At 65.9% G+C, this 15,018-nt stretch carries 14 protein-coding genes and 3 pseudogenes; 9 read left to right on the plus strand and 8 right to left on the minus strand.

Annotated features, from left to right (window positions below):
• Window positions 1–37: 37 nt before the first annotated feature.
• Window positions 38–949 (minus strand): prolipoprotein diacylglyceryl transferase, encoded by a 912-nt coding sequence (lgt, locus tag NW75_RS17620; RefSeq protein ID WP_033966512.1) that lies wholly within the window; start codon window positions 947–949, stop codon window positions 38–40.
• Between the two features lie 65 nt (window positions 950–1,014).
• Here lgt and NW75_RS17625 point away from each other — a divergent pair.
• The 4 genes and pseudogenes from NW75_RS17625 (at window position 1,015) to phbB (ending at window position 6,774) form a co-directional block, all read left to right on the plus strand.
• A pseudogene (locus tag NW75_RS17625) lies at window positions 1,015–2,717 on the plus strand (class I adenylate-forming enzyme family protein).
• A 46-nt stretch (window positions 2,718–2,763) separates the two neighbouring features.
• A pseudogene (locus tag NW75_RS17630) lies at window positions 2,764–5,003 on the plus strand (molybdopterin cofactor-binding domain-containing protein).
• Window positions 5,003–6,015 (plus strand): annotated as a pseudogene (hemH, locus tag NW75_RS17635) (ferrochelatase). The pseudogenes NW75_RS17630 and hemH overlap by 1 nt, the downstream one beginning before the upstream one ends.
• 36 nt (window positions 6,016–6,051) lie before the next feature.
• Window positions 6,052–6,774 (plus strand): acetoacetyl-CoA reductase, encoded by a 723-nt coding sequence (phbB, locus tag NW75_RS17640; protein WP_033966513.1) that lies wholly within the window; start codon window positions 6,052–6,054, stop codon window positions 6,772–6,774.
• Between the two features lie 109 nt (window positions 6,775–6,883).
• Here the strand turns inward: phbB and NW75_RS28395 are convergent, their stop codons facing one another.
• A complete protein-coding gene (locus NW75_RS28395; RefSeq protein ID WP_405053005.1) occupies window positions 6,884–7,030 on the minus strand; it encodes a glycine zipper 2TM domain-containing protein in 147 nt (48 codons plus the stop codon).
• Between NW75_RS28395 and NW75_RS28400 the strand changes: the two genes are divergently transcribed.
• Together NW75_RS28400 and NW75_RS17650 are read left to right on the plus strand one after the other, a co-directional pair.
• The gene (locus NW75_RS28400; RefSeq protein ID WP_405053006.1) at window positions 6,995–7,318 is read left to right on the plus strand and encodes a hypothetical protein; all 324 of its coding nucleotides are present in this window, start codon (window positions 6,995–6,997) and stop codon (window positions 7,316–7,318) included. The two genes, NW75_RS28395 and NW75_RS28400, sit on opposite strands and share 36 nt — an antisense overlap.
• Before the next feature lie 120 nt (window positions 7,319–7,438).
• The gene (locus NW75_RS17650) at window positions 7,439–8,434 is read left to right on the plus strand and encodes an esterase-like activity of phytase family protein (RefSeq protein WP_033966515.1); all 996 of its coding nucleotides are present in this window, start codon (window positions 7,439–7,441) and stop codon (window positions 8,432–8,434) included.
• A 6-nt stretch (window positions 8,435–8,440) separates the two neighbouring features.
• Here the strand turns inward: NW75_RS17650 and rpmB are convergent, their stop codons facing one another.
• Window positions 8,441–8,743: a 50S ribosomal protein L28 gene (gene rpmB / locus NW75_RS17655; RefSeq protein WP_010406662.1), complete on the minus strand. Its 303-nt coding sequence runs from the start codon at window positions 8,741–8,743 to the stop codon at window positions 8,441–8,443.
• A gap of 175 nt (window positions 8,744–8,918) precedes the next feature.
• On the opposite strand from rpmB, the gene NW75_RS17660 reads away from it, so the two are divergent.
• The 3 genes from NW75_RS17660 to NW75_RS17670 all read left to right on the plus strand — a co-directional run bounded on the left by NW75_RS17660 (window position 8,919) and on the right by NW75_RS17670 (window position 11,127).
• The gene (locus tag NW75_RS17660; RefSeq protein ID WP_033966516.1) at window positions 8,919–9,206 is read left to right on the plus strand and encodes a hypothetical protein; all 288 of its coding nucleotides are present in this window, start codon (window positions 8,919–8,921) and stop codon (window positions 9,204–9,206) included.
• Between the two features lie 78 nt (window positions 9,207–9,284).
• The gene (locus NW75_RS17665; RefSeq protein ID WP_033966521.1) at window positions 9,285–9,713 is read left to right on the plus strand and encodes a nucleoside deaminase; all 429 of its coding nucleotides are present in this window, start codon (window positions 9,285–9,287) and stop codon (window positions 9,711–9,713) included.
• Between the two features lie 88 nt (window positions 9,714–9,801).
• A complete protein-coding gene (locus NW75_RS17670) occupies window positions 9,802–11,127 on the plus strand; it encodes a hemolysin family protein (RefSeq protein WP_033966518.1) in 1,326 nt (441 codons plus the stop codon).
• A 39-nt stretch (window positions 11,128–11,166) separates the two neighbouring features.
• Here the strand turns inward: NW75_RS17670 and virB11 are convergent, their stop codons facing one another.
• From virB11 to NW75_RS25370, 5 genes are all read right to left on the minus strand, one after another.
• On the minus strand, window positions 11,167–12,156 hold the full coding sequence (virB11, locus tag NW75_RS17675; protein WP_033966519.1) for a P-type DNA transfer ATPase VirB11: 990 nt from the start codon (window positions 12,154–12,156) through the stop codon (window positions 11,167–11,169).
• Window positions 12,153–13,283: a TrbI/VirB10 family protein gene (locus NW75_RS17680; protein WP_081988819.1), complete on the minus strand. Its 1,131-nt coding sequence runs from the start codon at window positions 13,281–13,283 to the stop codon at window positions 12,153–12,155. Before NW75_RS17680 ends, virB11 begins: the two co-directional genes overlap by 4 nt.
• A complete protein-coding gene (locus NW75_RS17685) occupies window positions 13,280–14,086 on the minus strand; it encodes a TrbG/VirB9 family P-type conjugative transfer protein (protein ID WP_052192485.1) in 807 nt (268 codons plus the stop codon). Before NW75_RS17685 ends, NW75_RS17680 begins: the two co-directional genes overlap by 4 nt.
• Window positions 14,083–14,817, minus strand: a complete 735-nt coding sequence (locus tag NW75_RS17690; RefSeq protein ID WP_033966520.1) for a virB8 family protein — start codon at window positions 14,815–14,817, stop codon at window positions 14,083–14,085. Before NW75_RS17690 ends, NW75_RS17685 begins: the two co-directional genes overlap by 4 nt.
• Before the next feature lie 2 nt (window positions 14,818–14,819).
• Window positions 14,820–15,018: hypothetical protein (locus tag NW75_RS25370; RefSeq protein WP_197057873.1), on the minus strand; the 199-nt coding region annotated here is incomplete at its 5' end.

Raw genomic sequence — 15,018 nt, forward strand, 5'->3', positions numbered from 1 at the left:
GGCCCTCAACCCTCCCGCAAGCGGGAGGGGGATTTTTTCATGCCACGCTCGCGTCGCCCGCGATCGGTACGACGCGGTGGCGGCGGCCCTTAGCGGTGACGATCAGATAAAGCCCACCGATAATCATCGGCAGCGTCAGCACCTGTCCCATATGGATTGTGTGCGCGAAGAAGCCGCCCCACCAATCGTTGAATTGCGCATCGGGCTCGCGGAAGAACTCGACGGTGAAGCGTGCGAGACCATAGCCAAGCAGGAACAGCCCGACCAATTTGCCCGGCTCATAGCGCGCCTTGGTCTTCCAGAAGGCGAACCACAGCACCGCGAACAAGGCGACGCCCTCCAGCCCGGCTTCGTACAATTGGCTCGGGTGGCGCGCGGGTTCGATCATGCCGCTTTGTACGGTGTCGTTGAACACGATTGCCCACGGCACGTCGGACGGCTTGCCCCACAATTCGCCGTTCACGAAATTGGCGATCCGCCCAAAGAACAGACCGAACGGCACCGCGCAGGCGAGATAATCGTGGACGCGGAGCCAATCGAGCTTTTGCGAGCGCGCAAACAGGATGATGCCGATCGAGGTGCCGATCATCCCGCCGTGGAAGGACATGCCACCATCCCACAGCTTGAACAGGCCCCATTTGGTCAGCAATTGCGGCGCGTAGAACAGCGCATAGCCCAGCCGCCCGCCAAGGATGATGCCGAGCGTGGCGTAGAACACCAGATCGTCGGCATGGCGGCGTGCCATCGGCGCGCCCGGCTGGCGCAGCAGCTTCAGCAAATACCACCAGCCGACCAGAATGCCGGTGATATAGGCGATCGAATACCATTTGATCTGGAAGAAACGCAGGTCGATCGCCACCGGATTGAGGTGGAGATCGGCGAAATGGAGGTGGCCCTGCGCGGCCGAGGCGGCATTGGCGAGCACGGGCAGGGCGGCAGTCAGGATCAAGGCTTTTCCCCGAGGATTTGCGCCTCCATAATGGCGGAAGGCGATAAGACCAAGTGGAGAGCGAGATGCCGAGCAAACTGGACCTGCGAATGGATGCCGCCCTGGCGGGGCTGACCGGGCCCGGGGCACCGTTCGGGCTGGGATCCGTAGCGGCAGGTGGCGTCGATCTGCCGTTTATCACTGGCGTACCGCAGACCTTGCCGCCCTATTTCGCGCATTATTGCGCGACTCACGCCGACCTGCCTTTCCTGGTGGCGGGGCCCGAGCGGCTGACCTTTGCGGAGGTTTATGCGGTCGCGCAGGGCGTCGCAAAGGGCCTGATTGCGCAACACCAAGTTACTCCCGGCGACCGAATCGGCATCGCGATGCGCAATTCGCCGTCGTGGATCGCGCTGTACATGGGCATCGTGATGGCGGGCGGTGTCGCGACGCTGCTGAACGGCTGGTGGCAGTCCGAGGAACTGGCGACCGCGGTGGCCGAGGTCGAGTGCCGCCTGGTCTTTGCCGATCCCCCGCGCGCGAAGCGGCTGGCCGAGATTGACGGGCTCGATGTCGCGGTGGTGACGATCGATGATGTGCAGCCGCTTGGCAGCGCGCTTGCGGCGCTGGCCGGGCCGACCGACGTCGCCCTGCCGACTATCGCGCCCGAAGACCCCGCCACGATCCTGTTTACCTCGGGCTCGACCGGCCAATCGAAGGGCGCGATCAGCAATCACCGTGCGGTGACGCAGGGCGTGTTCAACTATCTCGCGCAAGCGCTGGTCATGCTCGGCATTACGACTGCCGATGGCAATCCGCCGGTCGGCCAGCCCGCAACCTTGCTCAACGTGCCGCTCTTCCACGTCACCGCCGAAGTGCCGGTGTTCCTGCAAAGCTTTGCCATGGGGCGCAAACTCGTGTTGATGCCGAAATGGGATGCCGAAGAGGCGATGCGGCTGATTCAGGCCGAGAAGGTCAGTTATTTCGTCGGCGTGCCGCTGATGAGCTTCGAAATCCTGACTCACCCGAAGCGTGGCGACTATGATCTGTCGTCGGTTACCGATTTCGCCGCAGGCGGGGCACCGCGTCCGGTCGAGCATGTCCGGCGCATCGCCGACGAAATGGGCGGCCCCAAGCCGCTGCTCGGCTACGGCTTGACCGAAACCAACGGCGTGGCTGCGGGAATTTCCGGGACAATTACCTTGCCAAGCCCAATTCAACCGGGCGCGCTTCGGCACCGTTGGTCGATCTCGCGATCCTTGATGGCGCGGGCAAGCCGGTCGCGCAGGGCGAGCGCGGCGAGGTCGGCATTCGCTCGATCTGCAACTTCACCGAATATTACGGGCGGCCCGACGCCACCGCCGCCGCCTTCACCGCCGATCGTTACTTTCTGACCGGCGATATCGGCTATCTCGACGAGGACGGCTATCTGTTCATCGTCGATCGCAAGAAGGACATTATCATCCGCGGTGGCGAGAATATCTCGTGTCAGGAAGTCGAGGCCGCGATTTACGAACATCCGGCGGTGGCCGAGGCGGCGGTGTTCGGCCTTCCCGACGAGCGCTTTGGCGAAGTGCCGGGCGCGGTGGTGCTGCCACGCGAGGGCGAGACGCTGACGACCGAGGCGCTGTGCGAATTCCTGTTCGCGCATGTTGCCGCGTTCAAGGTGCCGCAGCGCATCTGGATCGTCGACAGCGCCTTGCCGCGCCTGGGCACCGAGAAGATCGACAAGGTATCGATCCGCACCAAATATCGCGCACTGGCGGCGGCGGAGGCTGTGACGGCCTAGCCACACCGAACTGGCGGTGCGGCGCTTGGCGCGATAGAGCAAGGCAATGGCTTCCCCCGCACCCCCGAAGATCGATCGTCGCACGCTGCTGATCGGTGGTGGCGCGGGGATCGGGCTGGTGGTCGCCTGGGGGCTGTGGCCACGGCGCTATTCCGGCAATCTCACCGCCGACAAGGGCGAGAGCGTGTTCGGCGCGTGGCTCAAGATCGGCGACGACGGCCATGTTACCGTCGCCGTGCCGCAGGCCGAGCATGGCCAGGGCGTCTACACCACGCTGCCGCAAATCATCGCCGATGAACTCGGCGCGGACTGGCGGACCGTCGCGGTCGAGGCGGCCCCATTCAACCCGCTCTACGCCAATGCGCTTGGCGCGCGCGAACTGTTCGAGCAGCCGGGCGACGGGCTGATCAAGACGTGGCGCGAGGCCCATGCCGGGCGGATGGGGCTGATGCTGACTGCCGGGTCGACGTCGGTCCGCGCGTTTGAGGACCCCTTGCGCGCGGCGGGGGCGGCGGCACGCGTGCTGTTGTGTAAGGCTGCGGCCAGGCGCTGGAAGGTCGAGTGGCAGGCGTGCACCACCGCCGAAGGTTTCGTCGTCCACGGCAACAACCGGCTGCGCTTCGCCGAGCTGGCGACCGAAGCGGTGGGCGGCACGCTGCCCGATCCGTTGCCGCTGCGCGGGGATGGTGGCGACCGCCTGTCGGGCCAGTCGCTGCCCCGGCTCGATGGCCCGTCCAAGATCGACGGTTCGGCCAATTTCGCAGGCGACGTGCGCTTGCCCGACATGGTCTATGCCAGCATCCGCCAGGGTCCGGTGGGCGACAGCACGTTGATGCGGGTCGATCGCACGGCGGCAGAGCGCGTTCGCGGCGTCCTGCAGGTCGTCACCAACGATCGCTGGGTCGCGGCGATCGCCAATAACTGGTGGGCGGCGAACAAGGCGCTCGATGCGCTTGCCCCCCGGTTCGAGACGAAGAGCCCCGCGGTCAGTAGCGCCAGCATCAACGCGGCGCTGAAGGCCGCGCTCGACGGGCCCGGCGCACGCATCGCGCGGCAGGGTGATCTGTCGGCGGTGTTCAAGGGCGCGCGCGTGGTGACCGCCGATTATCATGTCGGCCTTGCCGCGCACGCCGCGATCGAGACGATGACGGCGACCGCGCAGTATCGGGACGGGCGGCTGGAACTGTGGTTGCCGACCCAGGCACCGGGGTTGGCGCGCAGCGCAGCGGCGGCGGCAATTGGCGTTGGCGAGGATGCGGTGCTGGTGCATCCGATGCTGATCGGCGGATCGTTCGGCGCGAATCTGGAAACGCAGTGCGCGGCGCAGGCGGCGGTGCTGGCGCACAGCCTCAAACGCCCGGTGCAACTGGTGTGGAGCCGGTCGGAGGATTTGCTGCACGATCGCTATCGCCCCCCCGCAATGGCACGGATGGCGGCGCGGCTCGGCGGCAATGGGCAGATTCTCGGTTGGCTCGCCAAGATCGCCGCTCCTGCCACCGGGCAGGAACTGGCGGCGCGCTTACTGGCGCACGATGCGGGGTTCCGCGCAGCGCAAGCGGTTGCGCCGTTCGGCGATGGCTATGCGGTGGCCGGGGCCACACCGTTTTACCGTATTCCGGCCTATGCGATCGACCATCACCCGGCCGATATCGGTGTGCCAACCGGACATTGGCGCTCCGGCGCGCATAGCTACACGACGTTTTTTTTACCGAGTGTTTTCTGGATGAACTGGCGCATGTTGCGGGGACCGAGCCGCTGTCCTTCCGCATCGGCATGCTGGGCGGGGATGCGCGGCTGGCGCGGTGCTTGTCGACCGCCGCGTCGCTTGGCGGTTGGGAAGGCGGCATTGCGGGAAGCGGGCAGGGCATTGCTTGTCACAGCTTTCGCGGCAGCCATATCGCGGTGCTGGTCGAGGCGCATGTCGGCGAGGGCCAGGCGGTCAGCGTCGATCGCATCGTCGCGGCGGTCGATTGCGGGCGGCAGATCAACCCCGACATCGTCCGCCAGCAAATCGAAGGCGGGCTGCTATTCGGCATGGCGGCGGCGACCGGCAGTGCGACCGGGTTCAAGGCCAATCTGGCCGAAGCGCGCGGCTTTGGCGATCTCGGCCTGCCACGCTTGGCCGACACGCCCGACATTACGGTCGAGCTGATTTCGAGCGAGGCGGAGCCGGGCGGGGTGAGCGAACTCGCCGTGCCCCCGGTTGCGCCCGCAATTGCCAATGCCCTGCAAGCCGCTACGGGCTATCGCTTGCGCCGCCTGCCGCTCACTCCGGGAACCGTTTGATGCCACCGATTCTCCCCGCCGGACATCCGGTCGTGCCCAAGCCGAAGATCGGCGTTCTGCTCACCAATCTCGGCACGCCGGACGGGCCTGATACCAAGTCGGTCAAACGCTATCTCGCCGAATTTCTCTCGGATCGGCGCGTCGTGGAGATTCCGCCGCTGATCTGGCAGCCGATCCTGCGCGGCATCATCCTCAATACCCGTCCGCAAAAATCAGCCGAGGCTTATGCCCAGGTGTGGAGCACCGATGGCTCGCCTTTGGCCGCGATCACCAAGGCGCAGAGTGCGGCGCTGCAAGGGGCGTTCGGCGCGGACGTGCTGGTCGATTGGGCGATGCGCTATGGCACTCCCTCCATCCCGGATCGCCTGCAGGCGATGAAGGTGCTGGCTGCGAACGGATCCTGGTCGCGCCGCTCTATCCGCAATATTGCGGGGCGACGACTGCGACCGCCAATGACAAGGCCTTTGCCGCTTTGGCCAAGATGCGCTGGCAACCGGCCTTGCGCACCTTGCCGCCTTATTATGACGACCCCGCTTATATCGAGGCGCTGGCGCAATCGCTGACGGCGGGGCTGGCCGCGCTCGATTTCGAGCCGCAGGCGATCGTCGCCAGCTTCCACGGCATGCCGCAGCGCACGCTCGAACTGGGCGATCCCTATCACTGCCATTGCCAGAAGACCGCGCGGTTGCTCGGCGAGCGGCTGGGACGGCCGATGACGGTCACCTTCCAATCGCGCTTCGGGCGCGCCAAGTGGCTCGAACCGGCGACCGACGCGACGCTCGATGCGCTGCCGGCCAAGGGCATTACCAAGGTCGCGATCTTCGCCCCCGGCTTTTCGGCCGACTGCCTTGAAACGCTGGAGGAACTGGCGATTCGGGGACGCGAGAGCTTCGAGGAAAATGGCGGCACCCATTTCGCCTATATCCCCTGCCTCAATGCCGGAGAGATCGGCATCGGAATGCTGCGGGTTTTACTTGCGCGTCAACTTGAAGGGTGGACGCCATCCGCCTAGCGTGGGTTGGGCGATAGATCCTGGGAGGAGAGTTTGATGGCACGCGTCGCGATCGTAACCGGCGGCACTCGCGGGATTGGGGAGGCAATCAGCCTCGCTCTGAAGGATCATGGCATGACGGTCGCAGCGACCTATGCCGGTAATGACGAGCGCGCGCGCGAATTTACCGAGCGCACGGGGATTGCCGCGTTCAAATGGGACGTCGCCGATTACGACGCCTGCCAGGAAGGCACTGCGAAAGTGGTCGAGGCGCTGGGGCCGGTCGATGTGCTGGTCAACAATGCCGGCATCACGCGCGACGGCACGATCATGAAGCTCAGCTACCAGGCATGGAAAGAGGTGATCGACACCAATCTGGGCGGTTGCTTCAACATGGCCAAGGCGGTGTTTCCCGGGATGCGCGACCGCAAATGGGGGCGGATCGTCAATATCGGGTCGATCAACGGCCAGGCCGGCCAATATGGCCAGGTCAACTATGCCGCCGCCAAATCGGGCATTCACGGTTTCACCAAGGCGCTGGCGCAAGAGGGCGCGCGGGCCGGCGTAACGGTCAACGCGATCGCGCCCGGCTATATCGATACCGACATGGTCGCGGCGGTCCCGGCGGATGTGCTGGAGAAGATTGTTGCCAAGATTCCGGTCGGTCGGTTGGGTCAGGCGAGCGAGATCGCGCGCGGCGTTGCCTTCCTGTGTTCGGACGAGGGCGGGTTCGTCACCGGCTCCACGCTCAGCATCAATGGCGGGCAACATATGTATTGATCGCCGGGCGCATCGCGCCCGGACATAAAGGAGGCCGGCCTCTAGGGAAGCCGGCCTCCGCCCCCTGTTACGCAACGCGGGGGTAACTCTGAAAGGAGTCGCGGTCGCGTTAGCGGCAATAGCCCGGCTGACCGTCCTTCTGGATCGCACGACCGGCCAGGGCACCACCGCCTGCACCCAGGACGGTGCCCAGCGTGCGGTCGCCGCCGCCTGCGATCACATTGCCGAGCAAACCGCCCGCAATCGCGCCGATAATGGTGCCGCGGTCGTTATTGCAGCGGTTGCGGGCGCGGCTGTAGTAGCGGCGGTCCTGATAATAGCCGTCGTCGCGATAGCCGCGCCGATCGTCGCGGTAACCGCGATATCCGTCATCGCGATTGTAGCCGTCGCGATAGGCCTGATCGTAAGCATAGCCTTGGCCGCCATCGTAGCGCTGGGCGGCGGCAGGCGTGGCGGCCAGACCGGAAGCGGTCAGGACCATCGCCGTGGCTGCGAGCGTGAGTTTCTTCAACATGGTGCGTCTCCCGGTTGGTGTTTCCGATGATGCGGTTATGGCCGAGTCGGGCTGAGGTAAGCCTGAATGGCTCTGTTAGCCGTCGTTCATCGGCGCAGCGCCCGACGAATCGCGGTTGCGTGTCGCTGCTGGCTCCCGCAGGGGCGGGGGATGCGCATTTTATGGTCGGTTTTGTTTGCCTTGCTGTTCGTGCCGGATTCGACGGTGCCAGGGCGTCGCGTGCGGCTCGGCACCGATCCGCATTTTCGCGCCGTGCCGGTGATGCTTGATCCGGCCCGACCCGATATCACCCGCGTGGGGGATCTGGTGTGGCTGGGCGGTGTGCAGTTGCGCAGCCCAGATCCGCAATTCGGCGGCTTCTCCTCGCTCAGTGTCAAGGGCGACCGCTTCACCTTGCTCAGCGACAGCAGTGACATCGTGCGCTTCACAATGGGCTCGGATTGGAAGGTCCGCGACCCCAGTTTTGCGGAACTGCCCGCAGGTCCCGGAACGGGGTGGTTCAAGCGCGACCGCGACAGCGAATCGATGAGCATCGACCGTAAGACGGGCGCGGTCTGGGTCGGTTTCGAGAGTTACAACGAGTTCTGGCGTTACGATTCGGGGTTCCGTCGAGCGGAAGAGCATGGGGCTCCGCCGGTTATGTCGAAATGGCCCGAAAATGAGGGGCCAGAGGCGATGACGCTGCTTCCGACAGGAGGGATGGTCACGATTGCCGAAACCAAGCCCTGGCCCAAAGCGAGCGGGCGTGGTGGGATCGTTTTCCTCGGCGACCCGGTGCAGCGGCCGCGTTGGGGCTTTCGCTTCACTTATCTGCCGCCGCGCGGCTATGATCCCAGCGACATGACGGTGCTGCCCGACGGGCGCTGGCTGATCCTCAACCGTCGCTTTGCCGGGGCACGCTTTTCCAATGTGCTGACCGTGGTCGATCCAGCGCAGGTCAAACCGGGGGCGACGGTGCGTGGGCGCGACATCGCGACGCTGGCCGCCCCGCTGATCCACGACAATTTCGAGGGAGTCGCGGTGACGCGCGAAGGCGCTGCAACGATCATTTGGCTCGTCTCGGACGATAACCAATTGTCGCTACAGCGCAGCCTGTTGCTGAAGTTCAGGCTCGATCCGGTCGCGCCGAAGCGCAACCGGAACTGAGAGGTTTTACGCGGCAGCCTGCGGTGCGGCGGTCAGCTTCTTGGCGACGTCGCGCTTCAGGCGACGGGCGCGCAGCGACAGCTTGTCGTCGGTCGTCTTGACCAGCCAGTTGTCGAGGCCGCCGACATGCTCCACCGAACGCAGGCCGTGCGCCGAGACACGCAGCTTGACGCTGGTGCCGAGCGCGTCGGAGATCAGCGTGACGTTCTGCAGGTTCGGCAAGAACGTGCGCTTGGTCTTGTTGTTCGCGTGGGAAACGTTGTTACCCACCATCCGGCCCTTGCCGGTCAGTTCGCAGATCCGCGACATCGTAAATTCCTGAATGTCCGTGAGCCCATGAAGAGGCTCGTGAAGGCGGGGCGCATACCGAATGCAGCACGGTCGGTCAACCGTCCGAGGCGATTCGATGTCGCGATGCAACCATAAGGCTGACGCCGGTTTGGTTACGGTAACGATTCGATGTTGCGAACACGGGAGAAGATCCATGCGCTTTCTTTTAGCTTTAGTCGGCCTTGCCGCGCTTGTCGTCGTTGCGCTTGTCTCGCTCGGAATGCTCAAGATCGATACCAAGGCGGGTTCGTTGCCGACGCTCAGCGTGAACGGCGGCAAGGCTCCGGAGGTCAGCGCCAATATGGCGACCGTCGAACTCGGCACCGAAAACAAGACGATCGAAGTGCCCACAGTCGGCACGACTACCAAGACCATCTCGGTACCGACGCTCAAGGTGAAGAAGCCGGTCAGCGCCGACGGCAATGCCGTTACGACCCAATAACCGGCGACGTTCCGCCACGATTTGCCGATTCGGCAGCAAGTGGGGCATGGCGGCACGATGTTCCCGCTTCCTCTCCCGATGCGTGCCGCGCTAGCGGCCGCTGCCGATGCCGCAGCGGCGGGAGAGGTTCCGGTTGGCGCGGTGGTGGTGCTCGACGGGCGCATCATCGCCACCGCCGCCAACGCACCCCGCGCGCGGCATGATCCGACCGCGCATGCCGAAATGCTGGCGATTCGTGCGGCGGCTGCGGCGATCGGGTCCGATCGATTGAGCGATTGCGATTTGTGGGTGACGCTGGAGCCGTGCGCGATGTGTGCAGGTGCCATCGCCCATGCCCGAATCGCGCGCCTTTATTATGGCGCGAGCGATCCCAAAGGGGGAGCGGTCGAATATGGGCCGCGCCTGTTTTCCCAGCCGACGATTCACCATCGACCTGAAGTGTTTCCGGGAATCGGTGACCGCGAGGCGAGCGCGCTGCTGCGGGATTTTTTCGGCGGCCTTCGCTGATTTTGTCCGCCTTCGCCAAATAACGGCAAGGCGATAGCGCTCGCGCGGTTGTGAAATGGTGCGATTCGCGCAAAGGAGGGGCTGCGCCATGGCACCGCTCCCCCCCTTTCCCTGGATCGACGTCGCGATCATCTTCGCGCTCATCGTGTTGAACGGCGTTTTCGCCATGTCCGAACTGGCGATCGTCTCGGCGCGCAAGGCGCGGCTGGAGGCGATGGCGCGCACTGGCTATCGTGGTGCGCGCACCGCGCTGACGCTGGCGGCGGACCCGGGCAAGATCCTGTCGACCACGCAGATTGGCATTACGCTGATCGGGATCCTGGCGGGTGCCTATTCGGGCGCGAGTCTCGGCGGCCCGGTTGCGGCGCGGTTGCATTTTCTGGGGCTGAGCGCGGAAACGACCGAGAGCGTCGGCTTTGCCATCGTCATCGGCATCACGACCTATGCCTCACTCGTCATCGGCGAACTGGTGCCCAAGCAAATCGCGCTGCGTGCGCCCGAGCCGCTGGCGGCGGCGATGGCGGGCCCGGTGCTGGCGCTGGCCTGGGGCACGGCACCGGTGGTGTGGCTGCTCGATTCGTCATCGGGACTGCTGTTTCGCCTGATGGGGCTGAAGCGCGAGAGCGAGGAGCATGTCACCGCCGAAGAACTGCACCTGATCGTCGCCGAGGCGAGCAAGTCGGGCGTGATCGAGGAGCATGAGCGTTCGATCATCTCGGGCGTGGTGCGGCTGGCGGATCGGCCGGTGCGCGAGGTGATGACGCCGCGCACTGATATCGAATGGATCGACGCGACGCTGGATGACGCCGGGCTGCGCGCCGCGCTGGTCAATGCCTCGCACAGTCGGCTGCCGGTGACCGAGGGCTCGGTCGATACCGTGATCGGCGTGGTGCAGGCGCGCGACATTGCAGTGGCGCTGTTCAAGGGCGAGCCGCTCGATCTGCGGGCGCTGATGCGGCAGGCACCGATCGTGCTCGACCAGATCGACGCGATGGATGCGCTTGACGCGCTGCGCCAGGCAGAAGTGCCGATGGCGCTGATCCACGACGAATATGGCCATTTCGAAGGCATTGTGACCCCGGCCGATTTGCTCGCCGCAATCGCGGGTGAATTCGCGTCGGACGCCGACCCGGATGATGCGCCCTCGGTGGTGACGCGCGACGATGGCTCGCTGCTGGTTGCCGGGCAAATGGCGGTCGACATGCTGGCCGAACGGCTCGGCATCGATTTGCCCGAGGATCGCGATTATGCGACCGTCGCGGGCCTCGCACTCGCGGTGTTCCGCCATTTGCCGGGCGAGGGCGAAAGCTTCATCGAACAGGGCTGGAAGTTCGAAGTGGTCGACCTCGACGGGCGGCGAATCGACAAATTGCTGGTCAGCCGGGCGCGCACTGCGGGCTATCGACCGACCTAGCCACCGGCGGTTCGCACCGCGAACCGAGTGCGGCGGACCTTACCGCCGCAACACGATCCGCCCGACTCGCCGCCCGCCTTCGCCGCGCACCAATTGCACCGATACGTCGATCACGCTTTCGACATAGCGGACGATCTCGCCGCAGCCGAGGCTGGTGCCCGCCTGCATCACCATCAATGCGATCTGGTCGATCGCGGCGGCGGGGCTGTCGGCGTGGACGGTGGTGATCGAACCGGGATGGCCAGAATTGACCGCGCGCAGGAAGCTGAATGCCTCGCTCCCGCGCAATTCGCCCAGGATGATGCGGTCGGGGCGCAGGCGGAGCGAGGCCTTGAGCAAATCCTCCGCCTCGACCTGCGCTTCGCCCTGGCCGCCGCGCACCGCGATCAGGCCGATGCTGTTGGGGTGGGTCATCTCCACTTCGGGCGTGTCCTCGATCAGCACCAGCCGTTCGCGCTCGGGGACCGCTTTCAGCAGGGCGTTGAGGAAGGTGGTCTTGCCGGTGGAGGTGCCACCCGAAATCAGGATATTTTTGCGCGCTCGCACAGCCTGGCGGAGGAAGTCGCCGATTTGGCGCGCCTCCAGCAGCGCCGCCAATGCTGCGTCCTCGGCACTTTCATGCTGAGTATCGCCAATCGCGGTGGCGGCGAAGGCATTGCTCGCCTCGTAATCGGCCAGCGACAGCGCCCGTACCACTTGCCGTCGGATCGCCATGACCAGAGCGCCGCGCGTCGCGGGTGGGGCGACGATTTGCACGCGCGCGCCACCCGGTAGCGTCGCCGACACCAGCGGATGCTCCCGGCTGATGCCCTGATGCGTGATCGCCGCAATCTGGGTCGCGAGCCGCCACAGATTGGACTCGGTCAAATCGGGCGCGGGGTGGCGCGTGCTTTGGCCGTCGAGCGTCTCGACCCAGATCTCGCCGGGCGCATTGATATAGATGTCGGTGACATCGGCGCGCTCCAGCCACGACGCGAGCGGGCGCAGATAGGCGTCGAGATAGGTGCCGGGCGGTGACAGTGCGTTCATTCCGCTGCCCCGCCGACCGCTGTGAAATCGAGATCGCGCGCGACGAACACGCGCACCGGCGTGCCCTGTGCGACCTTGATCGTCGGCGGGATGATCTGTGTCGGCAGCAAGGCAGCGGCCAGCCCGGTTGCCTCCTGGCTCGACCCGATCAGGATTTGCGTGTTCGATCCGCGCGACACCGCTGCCACGGCGGCATTGACCACCGACAGCAGCACCGAATTGGTGAAGCGCTGGAAGAAATGGCGGTTGACGCTGCCCGCCAGCCCGGCGCGGCCCAGCGTGTCTGCGGCGGGCGAACCGATCTGGATCGAGGCACCGTCGGGCCGGATTACCCGCGTCCAGATCACGAACGCGCGCGACTGCCCCTGCGCGACCGCGCTTTTATATTGCCCGACCAGCCGACTGCCGCGCGGGATCAGCACCGTACTGCCGTCAAAGCTGCGCACGTCGCGGCTGACCACCGCGCGCGCGAAACCGGGCAAATCCGAATTGAGCGCGGTTTCCAGCACGGCGGGGATGATCGCACCCTGCGGCACCACCGTTGCCAGATTATGCAATTGCGAGGCGCGTGCGCGTTCGGGTTCGGCGGACGAGACCCGCTCGGCAAATTGTTCGTCGCCATCCAGACGCGAGGCACCGCCGCTTTTGCCGTCGGCGGCTTTGGCGGCATCGGTTGCGCCCGCTTTGCCGGGTTCGGTAGCGGGGGCGGGCGGCGCGACCGACAGATCGACGATCAGCGCGGGCGCTTTCAGCCGCTGCGCCTCGTTCAGTGCCGCCACCGACGGACCGGTAAAGCCGGGCGTGCCAGCGGTCACGGGCGGCAACGGCGTGGCGACAGGCAAGGGGGTGGGTGTGGCGGTTGGCATCGGCACGACGCCGTGTGCCGCCGCCTCGACCGCCGCGATTTCCGCAGGCGGGGCGAGTGGGGCGACCAGATCGGCAGGGCGACCGCCGCGCGTGACGATGCCATCGCTGACCGGTGCCCGCGCGGCGTATAACAAGGTGAAACACAGCAGCCCGAGCGAGATCGCCCCGGCACCAATCAACCAGCCACCCCGCTGTGGCCTGGGGGAGGCGACGGCGGGCCGGGGTGGGCCAGCGGCGCTGGGGGAAAGCGGATCGGTCATGGCTTGGCTCGCTCGGCGGATTTGGCGGCTTTCGCCGTCTTGGCATCGAACGGCGGCGGCGCGTCGGGGCCAGGGTCGGGCTCGCGCCAACCTTCGTTGATCAGCGTGGTCGTCTCGCTGCCGTTGCGCAGCAGGAAACGCGGCGCGATCTGCTCGACGATGGTGTAGCCTTGGCGCACGCCATAATTGACCAGGCTTTCCTCGCCCTTGCCGGTCACGGCGAAAATCGCCGGGGTGGGGGTCTGTTCGGCCCATTTGAAATAGGTGAAATGGCCATCGTCGAACACCAGGGTCGGCAACAGCGACCGTGCGTCGGTATAGCTGTAGCGCGTGTTGCTGCGCACCGGTGGCGGCGGCGCGGTCGGTGCGGCGGCGAGTTCGACCGGGGCGGCGGGATAGACGAAGCGCACGACATAGGTGCGTGCGCCGCCATGCGCGGTTTTGCCGCGGCTGGCGTCGAGATCGAAGATATAGCGGCGCTGGTCGGTCACCACCGACATGTTGGTCAGGATGTTGGCGTCAAGCGGCTTCAGGAACAGGATGTTGGCGCGTTTGTTCGGCACCACTTGCCAGGCAAGCGCATCGCCGATCGAGACGTTTTCGATATGCTCGTCGGGGGCAAACTCGATCATGACCTGAAAGCCGAGCTGCCCGTGCAGCGTCACCAGATGATCGGGATCATAAGCGATGTTACGGATGTGCGGATCGACCCAGGCGGGCCGGTCGGGCGCGGTCGTCGCCGCGACGCACGCCGTCCAGGTCGCGGCCAGCGCGATCAGCCAGGGGACGGTGGTGCGGGTCATCGCGTCGGCACTCCAAGCGCGCTGTCGAACTGGACCGGGCTGGGGGCGGTGTCCTCGGCATCGCGACGATAATGCGTCACCTGAAAGCCAAGCGGATTGACGAAGCGATCCTCCATCCGCATCGGCGCGCCCGAAAAGCGATAGTCGATCACCGCCGTCCAGCTTCGCCGTTCGCCGCCCGCCGCGCCTTGATCGTGGCGGATCGTGTCGAAGCGCACCGTCGCGCTGCCCGTTCGTGGCATGGTGACGCTCTTCACCGTGGTCGAGACGATCGTGGTCGCGGGATAGCGGGTGAGCGGGCTGTCGGGATTGCCCTTCTGGAACAGGTGGCGATAGGCGGCGCGCGTCGGGCCGTCCGACCACAAGGCGGTCTTTTCGTAATTGGCGCGCAGATCGCTTGCGTCGAAGGTCTCGCGGGCGATGACATATTGCACGATCGCGGCTTGCGCGATGGCGCTGTCCTGGGTGAGCGCTCCGGGGGCGAGGCCCTTGATCGTCTCGGCATAACCGCTCTGGCGATCGACCAGGATCGTATAGGGCACCACGGTCTTGAGCGGGGCGAGTGCCGCGAGCGCGACCGCCTCCAGCACCGCGATCAGCGCGGCGACACCCGCCAGCATCAGTGCGCGCCGCCGCGCAGCCTCCGCGCGCGCGATCAGATCGTCGCCCCAATTCTCGGGGCGTTGCTGCAGGATTCGCGCGAAGGCGGGTTGGGGGTTGGGCTGGTGCATGGTCAATCGGGCCTTCTTGAGGCGGTGCCGGAAACGGTGCGGGTGGGAGTGATGCGGCGTGCGCCGTCGCCAAGGCGGGTCTGGTCGCGCGGTGGAGTCCAGGGATCACGGCTGGCGGCGGCGCTCGCCCCGGTGCTGCCGAGGATACGAACACTGGTCTCGCCGCCGTCCGCGCGCACCAGCCGCTCTCGCGCGCAGCTC

It is taken from the genome of Sphingomonas sp. Ant H11, assembly GCF_000797515.1.
Classification (GTDB): Bacteria; Pseudomonadota; Alphaproteobacteria; order Sphingomonadales; family Sphingomonadaceae; genus Sphingomonas.

Coding starts and splice junctions, on each gene's coding strand:
- NW75_RS17685 (WP_052192485.1), bottom strand. CDS start 14,086: ATGACCCGCACCACCGTCCCCTGGCTGATCGCGCTGGCCGCGACCTGG.
- NW75_RS17690 (WP_033966520.1), bottom strand. CDS start 14,817: ATGCACCAGCCCAACCCCCAACCCGCCTTCGCGCGAATCCTGCAGCAA.
- rpmB (WP_010406662.1), bottom strand. CDS start 8,743: ATGTCGCGGATCTGCGAACTGACCGGCAAGGGCCGGATGGTGGGTAAC.
- virB11 (WP_033966519.1), bottom strand. CDS start 12,156: ATGAACGCACTGTCACCGCCCGGCACCTATCTCGACGCCTATCTGCGC.
- NW75_RS17665 (WP_033966521.1), top strand. CDS start 9,285: ATGCGTGCCGCGCTAGCGGCCGCTGCCGATGCCGCAGCGGCGGGAGAG.
- NW75_RS17670 (WP_033966518.1), top strand. CDS start 9,802: ATGGCACCGCTCCCCCCCTTTCCCTGGATCGACGTCGCGATCATCTTC.
- NW75_RS17660 (WP_033966516.1), top strand. CDS start 8,919: ATGCGCTTTCTTTTAGCTTTAGTCGGCCTTGCCGCGCTTGTCGTCGTT.
- phbB (WP_033966513.1), top strand. CDS start 6,052: ATGGCACGCGTCGCGATCGTAACCGGCGGCACTCGCGGGATTGGGGAG.
- NW75_RS17680 (WP_081988819.1), bottom strand. CDS start 13,283: ATGACCGATCCGCTTTCCCCCAGCGCCGCTGGCCCACCCCGGCCCGCC.
- NW75_RS17650 (WP_033966515.1), top strand. CDS start 7,439: ATGCGCATTTTATGGTCGGTTTTGTTTGCCTTGCTGTTCGTGCCGGAT.